This is a genomic window from Sphingobacterium sp. UBA7625 (assembly GCF_002484085.1).
GTDB classification, from domain to species: domain Bacteria; phylum Bacteroidota; class Bacteroidia; order Sphingobacteriales; family Sphingobacteriaceae; genus Sphingobacterium; species Sphingobacterium athyrii.
Genome location: NZ_DLJD01000030.1, coordinates 1 through 25960, shown reverse-complemented (window position 1 = coordinate 25960; position 25960 = coordinate 1). Strand labels below are relative to the sequence as shown.

Below are 25960 nucleotides of genomic sequence, written 5' to 3'. Positions count from 1 at the left end.
GCGGACTCCGCTGCGTATGACAGCGGAAAAGTAGTATGTGAAGAAAAGGCAAAAATCAAAAAGGGAGTGTCCAAAAAGATAGGACACTCCCTTTTTATATCGGAATTTCACCTAATTGACTATAAATTAGGCTGTGGCGTTGTTCTCAAATAAGGCTTGATCTCCTTAAATCCTTTCGGGAATTTTGCCGGGATATCTTCTGTCTTGATTGCAGGTACAACAATTACGTCTTCTCCATGTTTCCAATCAGCCGGTGTGGCAACCTGATAATCAGCGGTGAGTTGCAATGAATCTATCACCCGCAAGATCTCATCAAAATTACGGCCAGTAGATGCAGGGTAAGTCAAGGTCAATTTTATCTTTTTATCCGGGCCAATAATGAACACCGAACGTACAGTAGCCGTTACCGAAGCACTCGGGTGAATCATATCGTAAAGCTCAGAAATATGATGATCTTCATCGGCAATAACCGGAAAATTCACTTCCGTCTGCTGTGTTTCATTGATATCCTTGATCCAGTTCAAATGATCATTTACATTGTCTACGCTCAACGCGATTGCTTTGACACCCCTTTTGTCAAATTCAGATTTCAATTTCGCCGTACGCCCCAGCTCAGTTGTACATACAGGTGTATAGTCAGAAGGATGTGAGAAAAATACCACCCAGCTATCTTTAATATAATCGTGAAAATCTATTTCACCGATAGTCGTTTGCGCTTTAAAATTTGGCGCTTCGTCTCCTAATCTTAAACTCATAATCTTATGTTTTAAATATGTTCAAAACCACATACTCTACAAATATAGTAGATTAAATTTAGCAAACAAATAATTCCCTACTTTTTTAGATTCAGATGAAAAAACAGAACTTATATACTATGCAAGCATAATATATATTTTGTATATTTGATTATAAGTGAGCGCCTTTCAAATTGCCTTGAGAAACAGGGCCAAGGATACAACGTAAAATATTTTTGCTTCACGGCGAGTTGTTCACGTAGGACTGAAAGAGTACATTACTGGAGAAATAAAGTTATAGACCATAAAATTGAGATATCATGAACTTTGAATTAAGCGAAGAACATAAAATGATCCGTGATGCAGCACGGGAGTTTGCTCAGGAACTAAAAGCAGGTGTTATACAACGGGATGAAGAAGCCCAATTTCCAACAGATTTTGTCAGACAAATGGCCGAACTTGGATTTATGGGTATCATGACCCCAGAGGCCTACGGCGGTGCCGGCATGGATACACTGGCCTATGTACTGGTATTGGAAGAAATCGCCAAAATTGATGCATCTGCGGCCGTTATTGTTTCAGCACATAATTCGTTGGTCCTTTATGGACTCAACGCCTACGGAACTGAAGAGCAAAAACAAAAGTATCTGGTTCCACTTGCCAAGGGAGAGAAACTGGGTGCATTTGCACTTTCGGAACCTGAGGCTGGCTCGGACGCTTCCTCGCAACATACAATAGCCGAAGACAAAGGCGACCACTATCTATTGAATGGCACGAAGAACTGGATTACAAACGGTGGTCACGCCGATATCTACCTCGTTATTGCACAGACTCATCCAGAAAAAGGTCATAAAGGAATCAATGTGTTGATTGTCGAAAAGGGATTACCGGGTTTCACCATTGGGCCAAAGGAAAATAAATTGGGAATTCGAAGTTCAGACACACATTCCTTGCTATTTTCGGATGTTAAAGTTCCAAAGGAAAACCGTATCGGTGAGGATGGTTTTGGATTTAAATTTGCCATGAAAACCCTTGATGGAGGCCGTATAGGCATCGCGGCGCAAGCCTTGGGTATTGCCGCCGGCGCTTACAATCTGGCACTTGCCTACGCCAAGGAACGCAAAACATTTGGAAAACCCATTTCAGAACATCAGGCTATCCAATTTAAACTGGCCGATATGGAAGTCGATATTGAAACGGCCCGACTGTTGACCTATAAGGCTGCATGGACCAAAGATCAGGGACTGCCGTATGGAAAGGAGGCTGCAATGGCCAAGCTTCATGCCTCTGAGGTAGCCATGAAACATACCGTCGAGGCTGTTCAGGTCCACGGTGGTTACGGTTATGTGAAAGAATATCATGTAGAAAGACTAATGCGTGATGCCAAAATCACCCAGATCTATGAGGGTACATCCGAGATACAACGGCTGGTCATTGCGCGGGAAATCTTGCGGTAAGAACGTACAGCATTGCTTAGCATAAAAAAATTCAGTTCGCATTTTAAAGAAACGGACTGATTTTTTTATTGACTATTCAATTTACTATCGATCACCGATAGGTACTGATAATCCTGAAAAGAAAAACTCGCCGTCTCAGCCATCGCCAAATTTAAGAGGAGCTTTGCTTTACGCAATAAATTATACTGTTCTTCACCCTGTACATTTAACCCATCAAAGAAGAAGGTCAATGCCAGTGGATGTAGTTGCTGTGCTTGCAATTCTTCTCTTGAATAGGACGTAAGTTCATCGTCAGAGAGCTGCAGATAAAAATTGCGATCTTTGTCAAAAAACTTTTGATAGGCATCTGCAAATAAAGCGGGGTCACTGGGTTCGGCAAAAGCATCATATCCTTCGATCCAAATACGAAGAAATTTTCCGATATCTTCAACCCAACGCACCATTAAATCTTTTTTAAAACTTACTCCCATTTTGAAATCTATTATCGGATCTGTCCATTGCCACGGACAATCCATTTTTCTGTTACCAATTTTTCCAGTGCAAAGGGACCACGTGCGTGCAATTTTTGCGTTGAAATACCTATTTCAGCCCCCAGTCCAAACTCCCCACCGTCCGTAAAACGCGTCGAAGCATTTGCATAGACTGCTGCAGCGTCCACTTCATTCAAAAACCGTTCGATAGCCAACTCATTTGAAGACACAATACACTCCGAATGTTTTGAAGAATACTTTTCGATATGCTCCAATGCTTCGTCCAGTCCATTGACTGTTTTTATCGAACACTTCAAATCTAGAAATTCTCTTCCAAAATCCGCTTCTTCCGCCGCCACTAAATTTGGAAATCCATGCTGCTCCAATAGCTCAAATGCAAAAGGATCGGCGAAAACTTCCACGGCGGCATGCTCAAAATAAGGTGCCAGTTTAATTAAAAACTCTGGTGCCACCTGCTGATCCACTAAAACTGTATCCAAAGAATTGCAGACTGACGGTCTGGAGATCTTTGCATTGGCGACAATTTTTGCTGCCATTTCGAGATCGGCAGTTTGATCCACATAGGTATGACATACTCCTGCACCAGTTTCAATCACCGGAACTTTCGCATTTGCCCGTACAAAATTTATCAGGGATTGTGAGCCTCGCGGAATAATAATATCCACATATTTAGTTGCCTCCAGCAATTCAGACACATGTTTGCGATCGACCGGTAATAATTGTACGATATCTTTTGATATCTCCTGCTCTTCGAGGACAGCATAAATGACCTCCAGCAAGGCCACATTTGTATAGAGCGCATCAGAACCACCCCGCAACAGGCAAACATTCCCAGATTGTATGCAAAGGGCTGCGACATCAATTGTCACATTTGGGCGGGATTCATAGATCACACCAACCACACCAAGAGGCACGGTAATTTTCTCTATTTCCAGTCCATTGGGCAGCACTTTCTTCAGCAACAGCTGATCCGTCGGATCTGCCAAATCAGCAATCTGCTTTACACTATCGGACAGCGCTCTCAAACGATCACTATTCAGTAGAAGACGGTCTTTTTTGGGATCTTCATCGTCCATACGATCCAGATCCATTTTATTAGCCTGCAGGATCGGCGCTTCTTCTTCAATAAGAGCAGCAGCAATCGCATCTAATGTTTTCTTTTTACCTTCTGGAGAAAGCTGCTGCAAGAACTGTTTTGCCTTCGTTGCCGCCTTCAGTTGTTCAATTATTGTTTCACTCATAACAACACGATATCATTTGCATGCGCAATTTCTAAATTCTTTTTACTGGACTGGGATAACAAGGATGAATCCATTTTCGCCCGGGCCACAGCCACCGTCAGACCTTCGAGGTTCACAATGTTCAGCACCTCCCCCTTCTCAAAATGTTCAACAATACGGGTTACCCCAACTGCCAATAAGCTTTTATGTTTTAATAAAGCCTCTTCGGCTCCGCGATCAATCATCAATTCACCCTTAATTAAGCTTCCGCTCGCTAGCCATTTTTTTCGTGAAGAGATCTTTTTACTCTCAGGCAAGCACAAGGTACCCGTCTCATGTTTGATGGCTTTTGTGATTGCATCTTCGGTCTGCATGCTAAAAATAACCACCCCGATCCCCATCTGATTGGCAAGCCGTGCAAAATTCAGTTTTGAGGTCATACCACCTAATCCGACGGCAGATTTATCTTTCCTTGCCAATCCCAGAATATTCCGGTCAATGGTCTCAATAGTTTCTATAATTTTATTATTCGCATCCAATACCCCCGGAACAGAAGTACTAAACAATAATTTTTCAGCTCCAAATCCAACAGCAATAAGTGTTGCTAGTTCGTCGTTATCCGAAAACTTCAGCTCTTTATTGCTCACCACATCATTTTCATTGGCTACAGGGATAACATTGTTGCGCCACAGTTCCTCATAGGTATTCTTTAACTGCAGGAACTGATCCCGATTGGAAAAATGATGTCGCTCACATAAGCTTTGTGCCAATGAAATCTTAAAAGGCCGGAAATACGTGGAATACGTATTAATCAATATCGGATTCCCAATGGCAGCTGCGGCTTTCCGCTCGGACAGCGTGCCTGTGTAACTGGGGAGAAAACGCTTGCCGGCAGCAACAGCACCCGAAGATACCAGGACAATATTGTACTTCCTCTGTAAAGAAGCGATCTGCCTGGCAATCTCCAAAACAATACGTTCATCAACTTCTCCCTCTTTCGTGGTAATAGAAGCCGATCCAAATTTGACAACGAGAATAGGCTTTTTCATTGTAAGTATGCTTTAGTTTAGATTAAAGCTCTAATTTAGTGAGAAGAATTTGATTTTTGCAAAATATGTTAATATTTGAACAATATAGCGCAATAAAATACCAGACCTTTCTGTCCAAAAAAACAGCTTACATGACGAATACATGGAAGATGTTTTAAAATAATATAGACTTTCAAAGAATAAATAGCTGAAATAAGCTGTGGAGAAATTCGGTAAAGAAAGCTGTCCAACCTTATTGGACAGCCTTCTTTTAAAGCAATTGTATCTTTACGATGAAAAGCGCTCTTCGTAGAGCTTCTCCAAAGAGAACATTTCGTCACGGTATTTTGCTGCTTCCAAGAAGTCCATTTCTTTTGCCGCTTTATCCATTTTCTTCCGCACATTGTCGATCGCTTTCTTCAGATCTTTCTCGCTCAGGTACTGCATGACTGGGTCCGCTGCAATAACCTGTGTAGGGTCTGGCTCAACGTAAATCTTCTGTTCAACGCCTGAAAAATCAGCAACAGAGGTCTGCTCCAGGATCTCTTCCCTGGTCTTTCCAACCGTGCGTGGCGTAATACCATGTTCTATATTATAGTTCATCTGCTTATCCCGGCGCCGGTTGGTTTCGTCTATCGTGACACGCATACTATCCGTCATTTTATCAGCGTACATAATAACCCGGCCTTTATCATTCCGGGCAGCACGTCCGATGGTTTGGATCAGCGAGCGCTCCGAACGTAAAAACCCTTCTTTATCAGCGTCGAGAATAGCTACAAGTGTGACTTCAGGCAAATCCAATCCCTCCCGAAGCAAATTCACTCCCACCAATATATCAAATTCACCCAAGCGTAATCCCCTTAAAATCTCCACACGTTCCAAGGTTTTAATTTCGGAGTGTATATAACGCACTTTCAGATTCAGCTTGGTCATGTATTTGGACAGCTCCTCCGCCATCCGTTTGGTCAGGGTCGTAGCCAAGACACGCCCCCCTTCCTTGATTGTTTTATCGACCTCCTCCAAGAAATCATCGACCTGATTGATCGCCGGACGAACTTCAATAACAGGATCCAATAAGCCTGTCGGACGGATCACCTGCTCAACAACAACACCTTCTGTCTGCTGCAATTCATAGTCTCCGGGAGTAGCTGAAACATAAATGGTCTGATTGGTCAGCGATTCAAACTCCGGAAAATTGAGCGGTCTATTGTCCAATGCTGCCGGCAATCGAAAACCATGCTCCACCAAAGATACTTTTCGAGACCGGTCACCGCCATACATGGCCCGTAGCTGAGGCAGGGTAACATGACTTTCATCAATAACAAGTAGGTAGTCTTCAGGAAAATAATCCAGCAAACAGAAGGGACGCATACCCGGTTTTCTACCATCAAAGAAGCGTGAATAATTCTCTATTCCTGAACAATAGCCCAGTTCACGCATCATTTCAAGATCATAGTTCACCCGCTCTTCCAGACGTTTGGCCTCTAGCATAAGTCCTTCCTCTTCCAACTGTGTCTTACGCTGCATCAATTCATCTTGAATGGCCCAGATGGATTCCTTGAATTTTTCCTTCGGCGTAACGAAAAGGTTCGCGGGGAAAAGCGCCAAATCTTCCATTTTATTCAAGGTTTTACCGGATACCGGGTCGATCTCACTCAATTCATCAATCTCATCCCCAAAAAATGAAATACGTATTGCAAAATCCAGATAAGCTGGATATACATCAACTGTATCCCCTTTCACACGAAATGTACCACGTTTAAATTCAGTTGTTGTTCTGGAATAGAGTATCTCGACCAATTTATGCAAAAAAGCATTCCGGGTGATTGTCATCCCTACACCAAAACGAAAAATTGACCGCGAGAAATCCTCAGGATTCCCCATACCATAAATACAGGACACCGAAGAGACCACAACAATATCCCGTCGTCCGGACATCAGTGAAGAAGTCGTTGCCAATCGCAACTTTTCGATTTCCTCATTGATAGCCAAGTCTTTTTCAATGTAGGTATTCGTTGAAGCGATAAATGCTTCCGGCTGGTAATAATCATAATAAGAAACAAAATAGTTGACCGAATTATTCGGGAAGAACTGTTTAAATTCGCCATACAGCTGCGCTGCCAATGTTTTATTATGACTTAATATCAGGGTAGGCTTTTGGGTTTCTTGAATTACATTGGCTACAGTAAATGTTTTACCGGATCCCGTAACCCCCAAGAGCGTCTGATATTGCTCGCCCTGCTCAACACCTGCTACCAATTCTTTGATTGCCTCTGGCTGATCACCCGTCGGTCTATACTCTGATGTCAATTCAAATCTCATACAATTCCTATTTCTTAAAGAAGACTATTTTGACCTTTCGGTACACATCACAGCAGGAGCTTCACTGAATTTCTGCTAAAAAAGTCCTTCACACTAACACCATGATGTAATCTACTGACGCTGCGATTTTGCAGTATACGGTCCAGGCCCATATTTTAGATGGTCTTCATACAAATTTACTAATTTTTTTACCATTTTATATCAAACTATAATTATGCTGAAGATGTTATTACTTTCAGTTGATTATTTACTATCTTTAGCTTTAACTGAACTAGCACGCACGTCATGGTCACTATTCTATCTACCCAAAACAGCATTGCAAATCATTTTATTGCAGAATTGAGAGATGTCACGATTCAGCGGGACCGCATGCGCTTCCGTCGGAACCTGGAGCGACTCGGAGAAGTATTTGCTTATGAGATCAGCAAAACCATGGCATTTAAACCTGTTGAAGTTGAAACACCATTGGGCGTCGCCAAAACACATCTATTAATGGAACAACCGGTATTGGCGACCATTCTGAGAGCCGGACTTCCCTTCCATCAAGGCTTATTAAATATCTTTGACCAAGCAGACAATACCTTTATCGCGGCTTATCGGCACACCAAAAAGAGTGGTGAGTTTGAAGTTCATAAAGAATATGTAAATACCCCCAATTTAGATAATAGAACGGTCATCATCGTCGACCCGATGCTGGCAACCGGAAAGAGCCTCGTCTTATGCTGCAAAGATCTACTGGCTGAATACGAGATTAAAGAGCTTCATATTGTTGCAGCAATTGCTTCGGAAGAAGGGTTAAACCATGTCAAGGCTTTCGTTCCTACTGCGCATATCTGGGTAGGCGATGTCGACCACGAATTGACAACAAAAGCCTATATTGTTCCCGGTCTTGGCGATGCAGGAGATTTGGCCTATGGTGAAAAACTTCATTAATGTGGATAATTATTTAAAATTAAATTAACACTCAGCTCATTGAAATTCAGTAAATTTATGTCAATGATGAAGTTTAATTTTTTTATATCTAATTTATACCACTATGAGATGGCAAAAATACAATGGCGAATCCATTCGCTCCACGATTTTCGATGCTGTTGAGGAAGTCATTAAACGAGAAGATGCCCTCGGGAACAAGCTCAAGGTTTATATCGGTACCGATTCCCAAGTAAAGAGAGGAATCATCGACTTCGCCACCGTCATCGTCTTTCTCAGGGAACATAAAGGTGGGTTTATGTTTATCCAACGGGACAAAAGGCATCACCGGATGAGTATTAAAGAACGGATGCTACTCGAAGTCCAAAAATCCATCGACATCGCCTACCAACTCTGCCCCCTCCTCGAAAAACACAAAGTAGACCTCGAAGTCCACGCCGACATCAACACCAATCCAAATTTTCAGTCAAATGTTGCCCTCAAAGAAGCCATGGGATATATTATGGGTATGGGTTTTGTATTTAAAGCCAAACCGGAGTCGTTTGCGAGTACCAATTGCGCCAATAAACAGGTGCAGTAGTTGATTTTTGGGCAGACTTTGTATCTTTAGGTGTAATTTTTAACACAGCAGATGCAGGATTTTTTTCAGCAGATTGCCAGTCAATTTGCCCAGACCACTTGGCTCGAATGGTTAGGTACACTAACCGGATTTCTTTGTGTTTATCTGGCCGCAAAGCAAAATATATGGAACTGGCCCATTAGCATCATCAGCGTGGTGTCCTATGCCATTCTGTTTTATGATGCAAAGCTCTATGGCGATACCGTATTACAATTTTATTTTCTATTCACGGCAGTGTATGGCTGGTATTACTGGCTTAAACGAAAGGAAGAAAAAAAGAAACCCATTGTTAAAGCCAATAAAAAACAGCTGATGCTAATCGTGCTCGCGATCATCTGTTTGACAGCCCTAATAGGTTACCTCTTGGACAATAAGACGAATTCCGATGTCCCCTATATCGATGCATTCTGTACCGCTGTTAGCTTTGTAGCCCAATTTCTAATGACGAGGAAAGTACTTCAGAACTGGCTTCTCTGGGTTTTTGTCGATATCTGCTATATTCCATTGTATATACACAAAGAGCTTATGCTAACAGCTGTCCTGTATCTCGTATTCGCCATTATTGCCTGGAATGGCTACCGTGACTGGCAAAAAACCTATAAAAATTTTGCGTAATATTGCCTATCAAAAAGATAGATGTGGGAAAAGAGTTAATAAAAATTGCCGTCGTAGGCCCCGAGTCTACAGGAAAGTCAACCATGGCACAGTATCTCGCTGAAAAATTTCAAACGGTCTGTGTTCCGGAATATTCGCGCTATTACTGTCAGAGCCTCAATAATAAATATACGTTGCAGGATGAGGTCAACATGTTTTATGGACAGGTTGCTTTGGAAGAAGCACTCCTCCCTTTGGCAAAGGATAACATCCTGATCTGTGACACCACTTTTATGACCGTGAAAATCTGGTCTGACTATCTATTCAAGCATACCCCAAAAGAAGTCACTGACAAGATCCGGCAACATCCCTATGATCTCTACTTACTGATGGATATCGACCTTCCCTGGCAGGACGATCCCTTAAGAGATTTTCCGGAGCAACGAGAACACTTTATGAAGGTGTGGAAAACAGAATTAAATGCTGTCAATGGTCAATATCACATTATCTCAGGCGAGGGACAGCAGCGACTGGAAAATGGCTTAGCAGCTGTTAACGATTTTCTGACATTGATTTGAGACAAGCACCTTGACGAAGCAGCCTTTTACAGCTATATTTGTACTTGTAAAGTATACCTTTAGTGCAATGAACAAGAAAATTAAAATGTAACTAAAAGCTGTACGCTACCGAATTAAATTAGAATATTAACATTTTACTTAAGAAATAATGTATCCAGAATATTTAGTAGCTCCAATGCGTCAAGAGTTAGTTGATGCGGGATTCGAAGAATTAAAAACTCCAGAAGCAGTTGATACTGCAATCGCTTCAGAAGGAACCGTTTTTGTGGTTGTAAACTCCGTTTGTGGTTGTGCGGCAGCAAATGCACGTCCTGCAGCAAAAGCGGCTGTAAAAAATGAAAAACATCCGGCAAAATTAGTTACTGTTTTCGCAGGTATGGAAACTGATGCTGTTAACACAGCACGTAACTACATGTTGCCTTACCCTCCATCTTCTCCAGCAATGGCATTGTTCAAAGATGGTAAATTGGTACACATGATTGAAAGACATATGATTGAAGGTCGCCCGGCACAAATGATTGCTGACAATTTAGTTGCAGCATTTGACGAGTACTGCTAATCACGTATTTTGATTTTTGAATTAAAACGGCTATCCGAATTATTTGGATAGCCGTTTTTGTAAACCCCATCATATACTTTACGATATTCCGCCAGTTCATATTTCAAAGAAATACCCTCTCGCTTTATAAACACTTTTTTTTATTTTTAGGATATGAGAAAATTTTCAGTTATCATTTTCCTCCTTTCCGTGATCTTCCTTGCCTGTTCCCCTCAAGAAAAGGTAGACCTGATAGTATACAATGCCCAAGTGTATACCGTTGATTCCACCTTCAGCATAGCACAGGCATTTGCAGTTAAGGACGGTAAATTTATTGCCATAGGATCAGACGAAGAGATTCAACGAAAGTATAAAGCCAAAGAAAAAATAGACGCTGAGGGAAAAGCGATCTATCCCGGATTCTACGATGCACACGCGCATCTATTTGATGAAGCCGAACTGATGGATCAGGCTGATCTCAATGGCGCGGATTCTTTCGAAGAAGTGATTCAACGGGTTAAAAGTTATCAGCAAAAAAATCCCAATAAAACCTGGCTCATCGGCGGTGGCTGGGACCAAAATCGCTGGAAAGACAAATCCTTTCCCACAAAAGAACTACTGGATAAAGCTTTCCCAGATATACCAGTGTACCTGATACGGGTAGATTATCACGCCGCTGTGGTAAACTCCAAAGCTTTAGAATGGGCCAAATTGACAAGCATTCCCATTATTCATGGTGGCGTTGTCGGTGGAAGTAACAATACGCCGAATGGTCTTTTGATCGACAATGCAATGGATCTGGTCAACAAAACAATCCCGGTACCCCATGAAAAAGAGTACTTGAGAATGTTAAAGCGAACCCAGGACTCGTTGCTTTCTGTGGGACTTACTTCCATTGTGGATGCCGGTTTATCAAAAGAAAGACTAGACCTCTTAAAAAAATACTACCAGGATGGGGAATTGAAATTTAGGGATTATGCCATGATCCTTGGCAATCCGCAGAATATCTCCTCATTTATAGCGCAGGGCTTTTATGAAACGGATCGTTTAGAAATCAAATCATTCAAATTACTTGCAGATGGCGCATTAGGCTCAAGGGGCGCCTGCCTCCTCGCTCATTATCATGATGCACCTACACATGGATTCTTATTGCATAGCCCACAGGAATATGAAAACATGATCAAAGCGATTGCAGCCAGTAATTTCCAGGCGAATACCCATGCAATCGGTGATTCAGCCAACCGTATTATACTGAACATCTATGGTAAATACTTACAGCCGCATACAGACCGTAGATGGCGCATTGAGCATGCGCAGATTATCTCGCCAGTAGATTTCGATAAATTCCGAAAATTCCAGATTATACCCTCTGTACAACCTGCCCACGCCACATCGGATATGTACTGGGCAAAAGACCGTCTAGGTGAAGAACGGATGAAAGGAGCCTATGCTTACAAACATCTATTGAAGGAGTATGGTAAACTCGCTCTGGGAAGTGATTTCCCGGTTGAACATTTCAATCCGCTATACGGCTTTCACGCAGCCGTGGCCCGTGTCGATAAAAAAGGATATCCAAAGCAGGGCTTCCAAATGCAGGACGCCATCAGTCGGGAAGATGCATTGCGCGGAATGACCATCTGGGCAGCATACTCCTGCTTTCAGGAGAAAAAACGGGGAAGCATAGAAGCTGGTAAAGACGCTGATTTTGTTATCCTCGAGCACGACATCCTCAAAATACCGAATGAGCAGCTGCGCAACGTAAAAACAATGCGGACGGTGATTGCTGGAGAAACTGTTTTCAATAGACAACAATAATAGTTTCACACACACGGAGCTTCACTCATCCCCTAGAAAAGTACAATTCAAGGTATAATAGTGAAAATCTACAATAATTTTTATTTTTACGAATATTTCGTATATTTACGATATAAACATAATTTTATGAAATATTCATTATCCTTCTTATTATCGCTGACGATACAGATTCTATTTGCTCAAGAAAATTCGCCAGCAATAGCTAAAGTACATTACGAATTCAAACACATTAATGACACCACGCAACGTGATCAATTTATTCGCGACGAAACGATCACTTACCTTAATCAACAGGCCAGTTACTATACCTCATACTCCACAAATCGTATGCAGGATGAAGTCAAAAAACAGATGGATGCCCCCTCCTTTGACGGGAATATAACTATCCAGACACGAACAACTCCTTTAGGGGCATCGTATTTACTAGATGTCAACAACAACAAAATGACAGAATTGATATCCGTTGCTGGGGACAAATTTGCTATACCTCAAACTTACCCAGCTCAAGAATGGGAAGTATTAGGGGATCATAAGGAGATCGGAGGATACAGTTGTCAAAATGCAAAAACAACTTTCAAAGGTCGCACCTATGAAGTATGGTTTACGACAGAGCTGCCATTTCCTTACGGACCTTGGAAACTTCATGGACTACCAGGACTCATTTTGGATGCAAGGGATTCAAAAAACGAGGTCATTTTTGCATATGCTGGATTTGATAAACTGGAAGACAGCAAAGTACAGGTGGCGCTACCACAAGGCGTGATTACAACCTCACTAGAGGAAGTTCAAAAAATCCAAGCTGCATTTAAAGCAAATCCACAGGCCTATATGAACGCTCAATCGGCAAAGAGTCGAAGTATCAGTGTAGGTTCTAGCAATGCCATTACTGTTAAAAGCGGTTCAAGCGCTGGTATGAAAACAGGAGATGGTGGTATGGATGTCTCTAGGATCAAAAGTTTTAATATACGGAAAGATGAACTATATAAGCCTTCTAAAGTCACCAATAATCCGATTGAGCTAATACCTTAATGAAAGTACCTATATGTTTACTTTTAATCACTTGGTTTGGGCAAATTTGTTTTGCCCAACAAATGATTAGTGGGAAGGTACAAGAAGCAAATACACAGAAGCCAATACCTTTCGCAAGTGTAAATATCCTGTCTGAAAATAAAATCGTCGCTTTTAAAACGACTGATAAGGAAGGACGGTTTATGATGCAACTTTCTAAAGAATATACCACCGTCTACCTGCAGATCCACCATCTTACTTACGAAAAATTCGAACAGCAAATTGACAAAAAGTCGACCGATCTCCGGATTGTCTTAACCCCCAAAACCAATCTATTAAAAGATGTCGTAGTGAAGAGTAAACCCAAAGTAAGTCGTTCCAACGACACCATTTCTTATGATGTAGGTTCTTTCGCTAAGGAAGAGGATCGAAATATCGGAGATATCATCAAACGCCTACCCGGTATGGAGGTAACAGAATCCGGCTTAATAAAATATCAGGACAAAACGGTTTCCAAACTTTACATTGACGGTGATGATCTGTTAGAAGATCGTTACGGAATAGGCACGCGAACAATTCCGCACAGAATGGTCAAAGACATTCAGGTCCTCGACAACCATGAACACTATAAAGTACTTAAAAACAAAAGATTTACAGACGATGTAGCAATTAACCTTGTCATCAAAGAAGATGCTAAGTTAAAGTTAACCGGACAGGCTAAAATAGCTGCTGGTACTCCCAATAACTATGACCCCGAGCTAAACACAATCCTTTTTAACAAAAAAGTTAAAATGCTGAATGTACTCAGTGCAAATAACATCGGTAGGGATCTTTCTGGTGATGTCGTAGGCAATAACCAGTCATCTTTACTCGCAAAGTTTGGCGCTTCCGCTATTCACAACCTCCTTGCAACAAGTACAACTGGAGCTCCCAATATTCCAAAAAACAACTACTACTTTAACAATACAGGCTCCCTCAACACCAATAATCTATATAATTTCAAAAACAAATGGCAATTGAAATCAAATATTCATTTACTATTTGATAAAGAAAGACAGAATAACGCTGCTAGTACACGATATTTACTCGATGGAGGTGATGTATCCTTTGAAGAACAAAACGGCATCAGAGCAGAGAGATGGCTAGGTGTGGCAAGACTCTCTGCATCTGTGAATACAGAAAAAAAATACATCAGCGAAATACTTTCCTTTGAATATGAAAAAAAAGATATAAAAGCCCTATTAACAAACTCGACCAGTAAAATTGACCAATTTCAAAAACACCATATCAAAGGAATCAGCAATCAGTTCAGTTATATACCGCAATTAAAAAACAACGATATTATAGCAGTTAATTGGACATTAAACTATGGAAATAAACCACAATCTCTACAGATTTATCCAGGTGTTTTTCCTGAAATATTAAATGACAGCATTCCATACAAAAGTACCACTCAGCAGATCGAGGTTCCCTCATTTTTCACTGAGGTTTCGACAGGTTACCACTTCAATAAAAGTAAGATCAAACAGCATTATCAGATCGGTTTCAATACCGACCGCCAACATTTTACTTCATTGTTATATCTTCAAGATAATGAGCAGATAGATAGAAGACCGCGCCAGAATACGAGCAACGATCTGCACTGGAGCAGATCTCAAGTGTTCATTACACCACAATATGACTGGAAAAACGATCGCTTCGAGGCTCACCTTGATATCCCGATCACTTATCTGATCACCCAATATAAAGATAATACACAGGCTTTGGACATTTCAAAAAATTCATGGTTGATCAACCCCGGCCTAAAAGCGCGCTGGCGAGTCTCCCAAGAAGATTATCTCCAATTTGCTTATCAATATAGCCAGGACATTGGGAATATTGAAGACGTATTCCATGGAGCGGTACTGCGCAATTATAGGATGCTTAGCCAAAACAATGCTGCGCTGAATGAATCCCAAAAACATGCTTTTAATCTCAATTACAATCTGGCGCGTACATTGAAAGTATTATTCGCTAATGCAGGAATCAGCTATTCCAGGCTTTCATCCAACACGATGTTATCCTCAATTATAAAAGACGATATCACAGAGAATATATTGGTTAATATGGACAACCTGCAAGAACATTGGTCCTCACAAATTGGGTTTGATAAATATATATTTCCTTTGGCAAGTACGCTCAAGTTAAAAGGCAGTATGGCCTATTCCCGATTCAATCAATTGCTAAACAGTAGTGTTGTTCCCATAAAAAGCATCAATTACACGCTCCAACCTAGTTTAGAAGCAAAAATATTCAAATCATATAATATATCTTATACAGGTACTCTCAATTGGAATAGAAGCAAGCAACAAGGGAAAGACCATCTGATTCGGAATAAAACAACTATGATGACACATAACTTAGGTTTCCCTATAAGCCCTTTTAAAAATGGCTTTATACGTGTAAACATACGTAACCTCTCCACTTTCCAGACGAATATGAAGAATGCGAGTTATACCTTTATAGACGTTTTTGCGCGTTATCGATTGAACAAATGGAAAACTGACTTTGAATTGGATATGAGCAATTTGACGAATATAAAAAATTATCGGACCTACATGACAACAGCCAATATGATTTCCCAAAATGAATTTGAACTACGGGGAAGAACAATTTTACTACGCGCTGTCTTTAATCTTTAGGCCTTAAATGCACTTGAAACCAGCATTTTAAAAAAAAGCAGCGGTCGAAGGTAATTACTTACAAAGTTCGACCAGGATAAGATGATCCATAAAAAGGCCCGGGTGAAATATTCACCCGGGCCTTTTATATGTTAATATGGAAACAACTTTTGCTTTTCCAAGAAGTCTAACTGTTTAGCACGCTATTATTGCATATCAAATAAATGCTTTTCGGCATGGTAGGACGAACGTACCAATGGTCCTGATTCAACATACTTAAATCCCATTTCCAAACCAATTTTTTGATATTTTTCAAATTGAGCTGGTGTGATAAATTCAATAACGGGATGGTGTGCTTTTGTAGGCTGCAAATACTGACCGAGCGTCAAAATATGAACACCTACATTATATAAGTCCTGCATGGCCTCGATTACATCTTCTTCCGTTTCGCCAAGACCAAGCATAATACCAGACTTCGTACGAAGACCTGCTTCCGAAATCCGACGCAAACATTCCAAAGAACGATCATATTTGGCCTGGATACGTACTTCCCTTGTCAGACGGCGTACAGTTTCCAAGTTATGTGAAACGACCTCAGGACGAACCGCAATGACACGATCCAGATTGTCCCATTGCCCTTTAAAATCTGGCAATAGCGTTTCCAAGGTTGTCTCGGGGCTCTCTCTACGGATGGCATTAATCGTTTCCGCCCAAATCGTCGAACCACCATCTTTCAAATCATCACGGTCAACAGAAGTGATGACACAATGTTTGACCTGCATCAGCTTCACTGAGTTTGCGACCCTGTTAGGCTCATCCAAATCGACCGCCAGAGGACGACCTGTTGCTACAGCGCAAAACGAACATGAACGTGTACAGATATTACCTAGTATCATGAAGGTCGCTGTTCCTGCCCCCCAACACTCACCCATATTTGGGCAATTTCCACTCTCACAAATCGTATGTAATTTATGTTCATCTACAAGACTTCTGACATGTCTATACTCTTTACCAACAGGCAATTTGACACGCAACCAATCGGGCTTGCGTTGTGCAGGAGTTGCCGGAATAACTGGAAGTTCAATCATACAACAAAGTTAAGGATTAAAAATGTAATTTCTATCCGGCAATTTGTTGGATTTATATCATAAAAACTTATCGAATGACGGCAATAATAGAATAATGAAACAAAAATTAGGATATTTGTGTTGATTATCTATTGATCTAAATACTATACTATGCGATTGAGTCAATCCTTATCCCTTTTATTGCTTGGGGGAACTTGCATTTTCGGTGCACAGGCCCAAACTAATTTTGATCTAATACCCAAGCCATCCAAGGTGACCGTAGCGACCGGAATATATAACATCCCAACGCAGCTCTCCGTTATTGTTTCAGACGATTTTCAGGCTGCGGCGCAATTGCTTACCGAGCATCCCGCAATCAAAGGCTTAACCTTTGAGGTGCTAAAGAAAAATAAAAAAACTCCAAAAGAAGGTTTTCGTATTATTAAAGCTGTTGATGCAGACAACTTGAGCAAATATGCGTATTCGATTCAAATTGATGAAAAAGGTCTTCTGCTTAAAGCCTGGGATACGCCGCAGGTCATCAATGGGATTTATACCTTGATTCAGTTGGGTTACCTACAGACTGACCCCAGCCAAATAGCATTTGCAACAATCGTCGATGAACCTCGTTTTTCTTACCGCGGGCTTCATTTGGATGTTTCCCGTCATTTTATGCCGCTCTCTTTCGTGAAGAAATATATCGACGTCATGGCCATTTATAAGTTCAATAACTTTCACTGGCACCTGACAGATGGCGCCGGATGGCGATTGGAAATTAAAAAATATCCGGAATTAACACAAAAGGCTGCCTGGCGTACACATGCGCTTTGGAAAGATTGGTGGAACAATGGCCGTCAGTATGTAGAAAAAGGAAATCCGAATGCAAGTGGCGGCTTTTATACACAGGAAGAAGCGCGTGAACTGGTAGACTACGCTGCTCGAAAAGGCATCAATGTCATTCCTGAAATAGAAATGCCCGGACACTCGGAAGAAGTACTGGCCGTGTATCCCGAACTCTCCTGTTCGGGTAAACCCTACAGCCAGGGTGAATTTTGCATCGGCAATGAAAAGACTTTTGAGTTCTTAAAAAATGTACTGGATGAAGTACTCACCATATTCCCTTCCCAATACATCCATATTGGCGGGGACGAAGCCGAAAAGAAACATTGGGAAAAATGTCCAAAAGACCAGGCCCTGATGCAAAAGGAAGGTTTAAAATCAGTAGATGAATTACAAAGCTATGCCATCAAGCAAATGGATTTATACCTGCAATCAAAAGGCCGAAAGCTTATCGGCTGGGATGAAATCTTGCAAGGCGGTCTGACTGAAGGTGCCACGGTCATGAGCTGGCGCGGCGAAGACGGAGGAATAAATGCGGCAAATGCCGGCCATGATGTCATTATGACTCCCGGTTCACACCTGTATTTTGATTCTTATCAGACCGATCCAAGGACACAACCCGAAGCAATTGGCGGATACCTAACCCTCGATAAGGTATATTCTTATGATCCTATTCCAAACGCGATACAAGCGGACAAGGCGAAACACATCCTGGGTGCACAAGCTAATATTTGGACAGAATATGTACCGACGACAGAGCACGTTGAATATATGGTATTTCCGCGAGCATTAGCGTTATCCGAAGTCAATTGGACCGCAAAAGATGCAAAAAGCTGGGCTGACTTTCAACGCAGATTACAATCACATTATAAATTGCTACAGGAGCTGAATCTGAACTATTATCGTCCATCATTCAATGTTGCTTATACAGCGTCTTATAATGCAATTAAAAACAACAACAAAATTACACTTACAACAGAGCAATTGAACACGGATCAGATCCGATATACCATTGATGGAAGTGAACCTACGATTCAGTCTACGCCATATACCGGTCCATTTGAACTGAGTTCAACAGGACATATCAATGCAGCATATTTTCAGGACTCTATCAAAATAGGTCCTACATTATCCTTTGATATTGATATTCATCGTGCCATTGGAAAAAAAGTAACGTACAATACGCAATGGTCAGGATATCCAGCGCAAAAAGATTCGACTTTAACCAATGGGCTAATGGGAGGCCTGTCTTATCACGATGGACAATGGCAGGGTTTTACCAGCCCGATTGATGTTGTCGTTGATTTGGAAAGAAGGGAAGAAATCCATCAAGTTGCCATGAATTTCATGCAAATGATAGGTCCCGGAGTTTATATGCCCGGGGAAATGGAGGTTCTCGTTTCTGACAATGGTCGTACATTCCGTTCAATAGGGACAGTAAAAAACGATGTATCCGATAAAGAATCCAAATTGACATTTAAACGCTTCGAGCTGAAACTAAATAAAGCGCAGCAGGCACGCTACATAAAAATCAAAGCCAGCAACCCGAAAAAAGGATATTTATTTACAGATGAAATCATTGTTTATTAACAGAAAATAAGCAATTCCCGATACTAGTTGGAGAACCTATTCCTTACGTTTTCCAACTAGTTATTCCTATTTTCAAGACCACTTTTCTAACAAAGCTCATTTTATTTTGAAATATTCTTAAAATAAATACTTCATTTTCAAAATTTAAAATGTAACTTTGCACTCCGACAAAGCAGTCGGAATGACCCTTCCCCATGAGCTATTTTTGATTGTCTTTGCTCAGATTTACAATAGGAAATTTAATTTTTTGAACTAGATATAATGCCAAGAAACACTTCCATTAAGTCGGTTTTAATCATCGGATCAGGTCCCATCGTTATCGGTCAAGCTTGTGAATTTGATTATTCTGGATCTCAAGCATCCCTTTCATTGAAAGAAGAAGGTATTGAAGTATCCATCATCAACTCAAACCCTGCAACAATCATGACGGACAAAGTTGTTGCAGACAATGTCTATTTACTTCCATTAACGTGCGAAAGTATTGAAGAGATATTGCAAAAACATAACATTGACGCAGTACTTCCTACCATGGGTGGCCAGACCGCTTTGAACTTATGTATCGAAGCATCCAACCTGGGCCTTTGGGAAAAATACAACGTAAAAGTTATCGGTGTTGATGTTGCTGCCATTGAAAAAACTGAAAACCGTGAAGAATTCCGTCAATTAATGGTTGATATTGGTGTGGGTGTTGCAACTTCAAAGATTGCAAACTCATTCCTGGAAGGTAAAGAAGCAGCACAAGAAATTGGTTATCCTCTTGTTATACGTCCTTCCTACACCCTAGCCGGTACAGGTGGTGGATTTGTACACAGAAAAGAAGATTTTGATGCGGCTTTAAATAGAGGTTTACATGCTTCGCCGACACATGAGGTTTTGGTAGAGCAGGCCGTGTTGGGTTGGAAAGAATTCGAATTAGAATTGCTTCGCGATACCAACGACAATGTCATCATCATCTGTACCATTGAAAACTTCGATCCAATGGGTATCCATACGGGAGACTCGATCACGGTTGCACCGGGAATGACATTATCAGACAAATGTTACCAAGATATGCGTAATCAGGCTATCCTGATGATGCGCTCGATCGGTACATTTGCGGGTGGATGTAACGTGCAATTCTCTGTTAACCCAGAAAATGAAGAAATCATCGCAATCGAAATCAATCCACGTGTATCTCGTTCATCAGCTTTAGCATCAAAAGCAACTGGTTACCCAATTGCAAAAATTGCAGCTAAATTGGCGATCGGATACAACTTAGATGAGTTGCAAAATCAGATTACTAAAACTACTTCAGCATATTTCGAACCAACATTAGATTACGTCATCGTTAAGATCCCACGTTTCAACTTTGACAAATTCAAAGGCGCAAACAAAGAATTAGGTCTTCAGATGAAAGCTGTAGGTGAAGTTATGGCAATCGGCCGTACATTTATCGAAGCTTTACAGAAAGCATGTCAATCACTTGAAACTGGTCGCGCTGGTCTAGGTGCCGATGGTCGTCAATGGAGAAATCTGGACGAGATCATGGATAGCTTAGAACATCCAAGTGGTGACCGTTTGTTCCATATCAAAGATGCATTCGAATTAGGTGTTCCTTTGGAATCAATCCGTAAAGCAACTCGTATCGACAAATGGTTCTTAGTACAGATCCAAGAGTTGGTACACCTGGAGCAAGAATTACGTCGTTACCAATTGAATAACATTCCACGCGATTTCTTTATGACCTTAAAACAAAAAGGTTATTCAGATGTACAGATTGCTTGGTTGTTAGGTAATGTAACAGAAGATCAGGTATATGATCGTCGTAAGGAACTTGGCATCAACCGGGTTTACAAAATGGTTGATACTTGTGCCGCGGAATTCCCAGCACAAACTCCATATTACTATTCAACATTTGAAGAAGAAAACGAATCCATCTCTTCAGACAAAAAGAAAATCATTGTATTAGGTTCAGGTCCTAACCGTATCGGTCAAGGTATCGAGTTCGATTACTCTTGTGTACACGGGTTATTGGCTGCGAAAGAATGTGGTTACGAAGCAATCATGGTGAACTGTAACCCGGAGACTGTATCTACGGACTTCAACATGGCCGATAAATTATACTTCGAGCCTGTATTCTGGGAGCATGTCCGTGAGATCATCGAATTGGAAAAACCAGAAGGTGTAATCGTTCAATTAGGTGGACAGACAGCACTTAAAATGGCTGAACGCTTAGAGCAACTTGGCGTAAAAATCATCGGTACATCATTCGAGAATATGGACTTGGCGGAAGACCGTGGCCGTTTCTCTGATCTATTGAAAGAATTAAATATTCCATATCCAAAATATGGCGTAGCTACTTCGGCAGAAGAGGCTTTACAAGTAGCCAACGAAGTTGGTTACCCAGTATTGGTTCGCCCTTCGTATGTATTGGGTGGACAAGGGATGAGCATTGTCATCAATGATGAGGACCTTGAAAAAGCGGTTGTTAACTTATTGAAAAACCTTCCCGGTAACCATATCCTGATCGACCATTTCTTGGATCGCGCTGAAGAAGCGGAATCAGATTCCATCTGTGATGGTGAAGATGTACATATCATCGGTATGATGGAGCACATTGAGCCTGCGGGTATTCACTCTGGAGACTCATCGGCGGTATTACCTCCATTCGGACTCTCACAAGCTGTTCAGGATAAAATGGAAGAATACTCCATTAAATTAGCAAAAGCGTTGAATGTACGTGGTCTATTAAATATTCAATTTGCTGTCAAAGGTGAAAATGTGTATGTCATCGAGGCTAACCCACGTGCATCACGTACTGTTCCTTTCATTGCGAAAGCGTATGATGTTCCTTACATCAACATCGCGACAAAAGTCATGTTAGGTGTCAATAAATTAAGTGACTTCACCATCGAACGTAAATTGAAAGGATACGCGATTAAAGAGCCTGTATTCTCCTTCAATAAATTCCCTGAAGTAGACAAACAATTAGGCCCTGAAATGAAATCAACTGGTGAAGCAATCCGCTTTATCAAAGATCTTCAAGATCCATATTTCAGAGAGTTGTACAATCAAAAATCAATGTTTTTGAATGCACAATAAGGTATCTCTATAAATAGAAAAGGCTTGCAATGCAAGCCTTTTCTATTTTATATCTTTTACACATCGGAAACCGACATTATTTGTCGGGCTATTGACCTCTCCTTTTCCCCTGCTTCCCGCTTTATAACGTTCACAATATTGATCATTGCAGAGAAATGATCCACCACGCTGAACACGTTTTTCAAGATTAGGTTCCTGTGGATCATAGGAGTTTTCAGGTCCTTTGGGATTTGCCACCGTGCTACTCTTGTAATAATCCGGACGGTAGTAATCGGAGCACCATTCCCAGACATTCCCTTCCATATCATAGAGTCCTAAGGCATTTGCCTGAAAAGATTTTACGGGAGCGGCTCCCTCATATCCATCTTCTTTTGAATCTTCAACCGGAAATTTTCCTTGGTATATATTTGCAGTCCACTTACCATTGGGTTTAAGCTCTTTTCCCCAATAGTACAGGTCTTCATTCGTATCCTTACCCGAGCGGGCAGCATATTCCCATTCCGCCTCTGTAGGCAATCGCTTTCCTGCCCATTTTGCATAAGCATCAGCATCTTCATAGGCGACCTGAACAACGGGGTAATTCATTTTATCTTTTATTGAACTATCAGGCCCTTCGGGATGTTGCCAATTTGCGCCGGGAACATATTCCCACCACATCAGATAATTATTTAAGGAATTAAGCTCTTTGGGTTTCGAGAATACGGCAGATCCGGGGACAAGCATATTCGGATCCACACCGGGAAAATCTTTTGGATCCAATTTCCGCTCGGCTACCGTCACATATCCTGTTTCCTTTACAAATTGAGCAAATTGGGCATTTGTTACCTCGTGTTCATCCATGTAAAATGAAGTGAGTTCGACCTGATGTACAGGCTTACTATCTTCAAAATTTGAACTTCCCATCAAGAATTTACCACCTTCAATTAGAACCATCTTTCCAACGGCGGCATTGCTTTGTTTGGATAACTGAGATTTGATCATGCCAGCTCGTGTAGGTATATTTTCACCAACACAACATGAGAGTGTATCATTTGTGGAAAACAGAGATAGACAGGCAACTAGCGTCAGATTGATTAACATACCTAAAGATAAACATAAAAGGGGAACAATAAAATGCTCCCCTTTTAATTATTGAACAAATGCAGATTTTATACATCCAATTGTACATTTTCCTTTTTCGCATTTTTGGAGCGAATAGGCGTATTCCCACCACCTTTTAGTGTAATATCTACGGGATTATTGCTTTTCCAGGCGCCTTTTGTAAAATCAGGTACAGCCACAGTTTTACAGTTCTTTTCAACAGATTCAAAGCTCAATGGCACGATACAGCTCCACGAAGCAGCATCGTAAACGTCCTGATCCAATGGCAATCCGTTACGCAGACAATCGATTAAACGCCAGTCCATCATAAAATCCATTCCGCCGTGACCGCCAACTTCTTTAGCTTTATCACCGATATATTTCACCAATTCGGGCGTGTATTTATCATACAGCTCCTTGAGTTTCTCCTCCTTGATGAATTCATGGCCAAATGCGATATTTTCCGTAGGATATTTTTGAGCAAATCCCTTTGTACCGCTAAGTGTATGCAATCTCGAGTACGGTCTAGGTGAAGTCACATCATGTTGTAACATAATTGTTTTTCCTTTGGCTGTACGGATCAATGTCGTATTCATATTGCCACGGTATTTCTTTCCGACAAATTCCTGAAAGAAAGAATCTTTGCCTGCTAGTTCTTTTGCCTTCTCACCCATCATAAAATCATTGGACGACATCGCCACAAGGTGATCCATCTTGTCTCCTCTGTTGATATTTAAACACTGTGCTACAGGTCCAAGTCCGTGAGTTGGATATAGATTACCATTATACTTGATATTTTCCCTTAGGCGCCACATATTATCATAACCATTCTTTGCGAAATTTAAATCTAACAAATCATGGATATAAGCTCCCTCACCGTGGATTAATTCACCAAATAGACCTTGGCGGGCCATATTCAATGTCAACATTTCGAAAAAGTCGTAGCAACAATTCTCCAACATCATGCAATGTTTTTTTGTTGTTTCAGATGTTTTGACGACCTCCCAACAATCTTTTATTGTCAGCGCAATTGGCACTTCACAAGCCACATGATTACCAGCTTTCATTGCCGCAATACTCATGAGTGCATGGTAATCCCAAGGCGTGCAAATATAAACAAGATCTAACTTCTCCTCTTTCAGCAATGATTTCCAACCATCTTCTCCTGAGTAAGACTTTGCAGCGTTCAAGCCCTTCGAAGTAAGAATCTTCTGTGCTTTCTCAACACGTTCAGGGTGTTTATCGCAAAGTGCAATGATCTCACAACCTTCGATAAAAGACAGTCGTTCGACTGCTCCGGGACCACGCATCCCCAATCCAATTACAGCAACTCTCACCTTATCAATTTTGGGCGCAGCATAACCGCACATATTAAATGCTTCTGCAGTCGCATTGGCATTAACCAAAGTAGGAAGTGAAACAGCCAGTGATGATAAAATCCCGGCTTTTTTTAAAAAATCTCTTCTAGAATCCATAATTTAAAGTCATGTAAATTTAAAGGGACCAATTGGTCCCTCTAAAAAATCACCTATTTTAAAACAAACTAAACAGTCAATAAGAAAAATCCCTTTGGATTTGGATTTATATTTGGTTCTTACTAAAGAACTTAATCTCTTTAACAATAATATAACACTTTTCTCAAAATAAAAAATCAAACTTGAAAGCAATCGTTTGTTTAATCTACACAAACGATTGCTTAATTTATTATTATCTTGTCTTTTTAATGAAAAGTATCGCATCACAGTAAATACGCTATTCCAATCTCAGGGCAAAATCCGAAAAAACATATACACAAAACTTTACTCCTGTATTCTCCCATCGTTAGGGCTTTTTGTGGGGTCTTTTTTGAATAGTTATCTAAAATATTTTATCATTAAACCGAAATTTAATGGTTATATCTTCAACTCAGTCATCAGCTAATTCCTATGTGTTAAAGATTCCAAATTTGAACCTTTAGTAGCAAATTACATATTAATGAACTCCTCTTTGCTTATCCTCGATAAAATGAGAATAGTTAATCGACCAAGTTAGCTCAATGAACGAAGCTATCAAATCTATTTTCCAAGCGAAAAGGGAAAAAGCCAATAAGGTGCGGTGGATAGTGTCAGATGATTATTAGTCAGTCCTTTGGAACAACATTATTCTGAATGGTCTTTATGGTCCTTGTTCCGGGCCTGTTCCCCGGGGTTTCCACGCCCGACACTTCTTCATAGAGAACATCGGCCGGAAGCATAGTATCGGCAAAGGGAGATAAAAGAACCGGGGGACAAATAAAAGATCCTTTGGAAGGAGATATGACCTAAACGAA

Annotated in this window: 19 protein-coding genes; 11 read left to right on the top strand and 8 right to left on the bottom strand. The window is 40.9% G+C overall.

Annotated features, from left to right (window positions below; translation table 11 throughout):
- Positions 1-119: 119 nt before the first annotated feature.
- Positions 120-755, bottom strand: coding sequence for a peroxiredoxin (locus tag B4G94_RS13840; RefSeq protein ID WP_286859571.1), 636 nt, complete (start codon positions 753-755; stop codon positions 120-122).
- A gap of 299 nt (positions 756-1054) precedes the next feature.
- Here B4G94_RS13840 and B4G94_RS13835 point away from each other — a divergent pair, with 299 nt between their 5' ends.
- On the top strand, positions 1055-2191 hold the full coding sequence (locus tag B4G94_RS13835; protein WP_108636087.1) for an acyl-CoA dehydrogenase: 1137 nt from the start codon (positions 1055-1057) through the stop codon (positions 2189-2191).
- Positions 2192-2256: 65 nt separating this feature from the next.
- Here the strand turns inward: B4G94_RS13835 and B4G94_RS13830 are convergent, their stop codons facing one another.
- The 4 genes from B4G94_RS13830 to uvrB form a co-directional block, all read right to left on the bottom strand.
- Entirely contained in the window at positions 2257-2661 is a 405-nt protein-coding gene (locus B4G94_RS13830; protein ID WP_286859570.1) for a hypothetical protein, read from the bottom strand.
- Between the two features lie 11 nt (positions 2662-2672).
- Complete coding sequence (locus B4G94_RS13825; RefSeq protein WP_286859568.1) at positions 2673-3923, bottom strand: glutamate-5-semialdehyde dehydrogenase; 1251 nt, start codon at positions 3921-3923, stop codon at positions 2673-2675.
- Complete coding sequence (proB, locus tag B4G94_RS13820; protein ID WP_108636090.1) at positions 3920-4951, bottom strand: glutamate 5-kinase; 1032 nt, start codon at positions 4949-4951, stop codon at positions 3920-3922. Before proB ends, B4G94_RS13825 begins: the two co-directional genes overlap by 4 nt.
- Before the next feature lie 267 nt (positions 4952-5218).
- Positions 5219-7252 carry an excinuclease ABC subunit UvrB gene (gene uvrB / locus B4G94_RS13815; protein ID WP_286859566.1) on the bottom strand — a complete coding sequence of 678 codons (2034 nt, stop codon included), beginning with the start codon at positions 7250-7252 and terminating at the stop codon, positions 5219-5221.
- 285 nt (positions 7253-7537) lie between these two features.
- Between uvrB and upp the strand changes: the two genes are divergently transcribed.
- The 8 genes from upp (at position 7538) to B4G94_RS13775 (ending at position 16015) form a co-directional block, all read left to right on the top strand.
- On the top strand, positions 7538-8185 hold the full coding sequence (gene upp / locus B4G94_RS13810; protein ID WP_108636092.1) for a uracil phosphoribosyltransferase: 648 nt from the start codon (positions 7538-7540) through the stop codon (positions 8183-8185).
- A 103-nt stretch (positions 8186-8288) separates the two neighbouring features.
- Positions 8289-8762 carry a ribonuclease H-like YkuK family protein gene (locus B4G94_RS13805; RefSeq protein ID WP_046672303.1) on the top strand — a complete coding sequence of 158 codons (474 nt, stop codon included), beginning with the start codon at positions 8289-8291 and terminating at the stop codon, positions 8760-8762.
- 51 nt (positions 8763-8813) lie between these two features.
- On the top strand, positions 8814-9416 hold the full coding sequence (gene pnuC, locus B4G94_RS13800; RefSeq protein ID WP_108636093.1) for a nicotinamide riboside transporter PnuC: 603 nt from the start codon (positions 8814-8816) through the stop codon (positions 9414-9416).
- Positions 9417-9439: 23 nt separating this feature from the next.
- Positions 9440-9973, top strand: coding sequence for an ATP-binding protein (locus B4G94_RS13795; RefSeq protein WP_286859563.1), 534 nt, complete (start codon positions 9440-9442; stop codon positions 9971-9973).
- 148 nt (positions 9974-10121) lie between these two features.
- A complete protein-coding gene (locus B4G94_RS13790; RefSeq protein ID WP_104385107.1) occupies positions 10122-10532 on the top strand; it encodes a BrxA/BrxB family bacilliredoxin in 411 nt (136 codons plus the stop codon).
- A gap of 153 nt (positions 10533-10685) precedes the next feature.
- Positions 10686-12326 (top strand): amidohydrolase, encoded by a 1641-nt coding sequence (locus B4G94_RS13785; protein ID WP_286859559.1) that lies wholly within the window; start codon positions 10686-10688, stop codon positions 12324-12326.
- Between the two features lie 126 nt (positions 12327-12452).
- Positions 12453-13355 carry a GLPGLI family protein gene (locus B4G94_RS13780; protein WP_165305538.1) on the top strand — a complete coding sequence of 301 codons (903 nt, stop codon included), beginning with the start codon at positions 12453-12455 and terminating at the stop codon, positions 13353-13355.
- 62 nt (positions 13356-13417) lie between these two features.
- Complete coding sequence (locus B4G94_RS13775; RefSeq protein ID WP_286859557.1) at positions 13418-16015, top strand: carboxypeptidase-like regulatory domain-containing protein; 2598 nt, start codon at positions 13418-13420, stop codon at positions 16013-16015.
- 185 nt (positions 16016-16200) lie between these two features.
- On the opposite strand, the gene lipA is transcribed toward B4G94_RS13775, so the two are convergent.
- Entirely contained in the window at positions 16201-17082 is an 882-nt protein-coding gene (lipA, locus tag B4G94_RS13770; protein ID WP_104385109.1) for a lipoyl synthase, read from the bottom strand.
- Between the two features lie 150 nt (positions 17083-17232).
- On the opposite strand from lipA, the gene B4G94_RS13765 reads away from it, so the two are divergent.
- Together B4G94_RS13765 and carB are read left to right on the top strand one after the other, a co-directional pair.
- Positions 17233-19491 carry a family 20 glycosylhydrolase gene (locus B4G94_RS13765; RefSeq protein ID WP_286859555.1) on the top strand — a complete coding sequence of 753 codons (2259 nt, stop codon included), beginning with the start codon at positions 17233-17235 and terminating at the stop codon, positions 19489-19491.
- A 261-nt stretch (positions 19492-19752) separates the two neighbouring features.
- The gene (carB, locus tag B4G94_RS13760; RefSeq protein ID WP_108636098.1) at positions 19753-22572 is read left to right on the top strand and encodes a carbamoyl-phosphate synthase large subunit; all 2820 of its coding nucleotides are present in this window, start codon (positions 19753-19755) and stop codon (positions 22570-22572) included.
- 42 nt (positions 22573-22614) lie between these two features.
- On the opposite strand, the gene B4G94_RS13755 is transcribed toward carB, so the two are convergent.
- Together B4G94_RS13755 and B4G94_RS13750 are read right to left on the bottom strand one after the other, a co-directional pair.
- Positions 22615-23553 (bottom strand): formylglycine-generating enzyme family protein, encoded by a 939-nt coding sequence (locus B4G94_RS13755; RefSeq protein WP_286859553.1) that lies wholly within the window; start codon positions 23551-23553, stop codon positions 22615-22617.
- A 167-nt stretch (positions 23554-23720) separates the two neighbouring features.
- Entirely contained in the window at positions 23721-25127 is a 1407-nt protein-coding gene (locus tag B4G94_RS13750; protein ID WP_313533425.1) for a Gfo/Idh/MocA family protein, read from the bottom strand.
- Positions 25128-25960 lie beyond the last annotated feature (833 nt).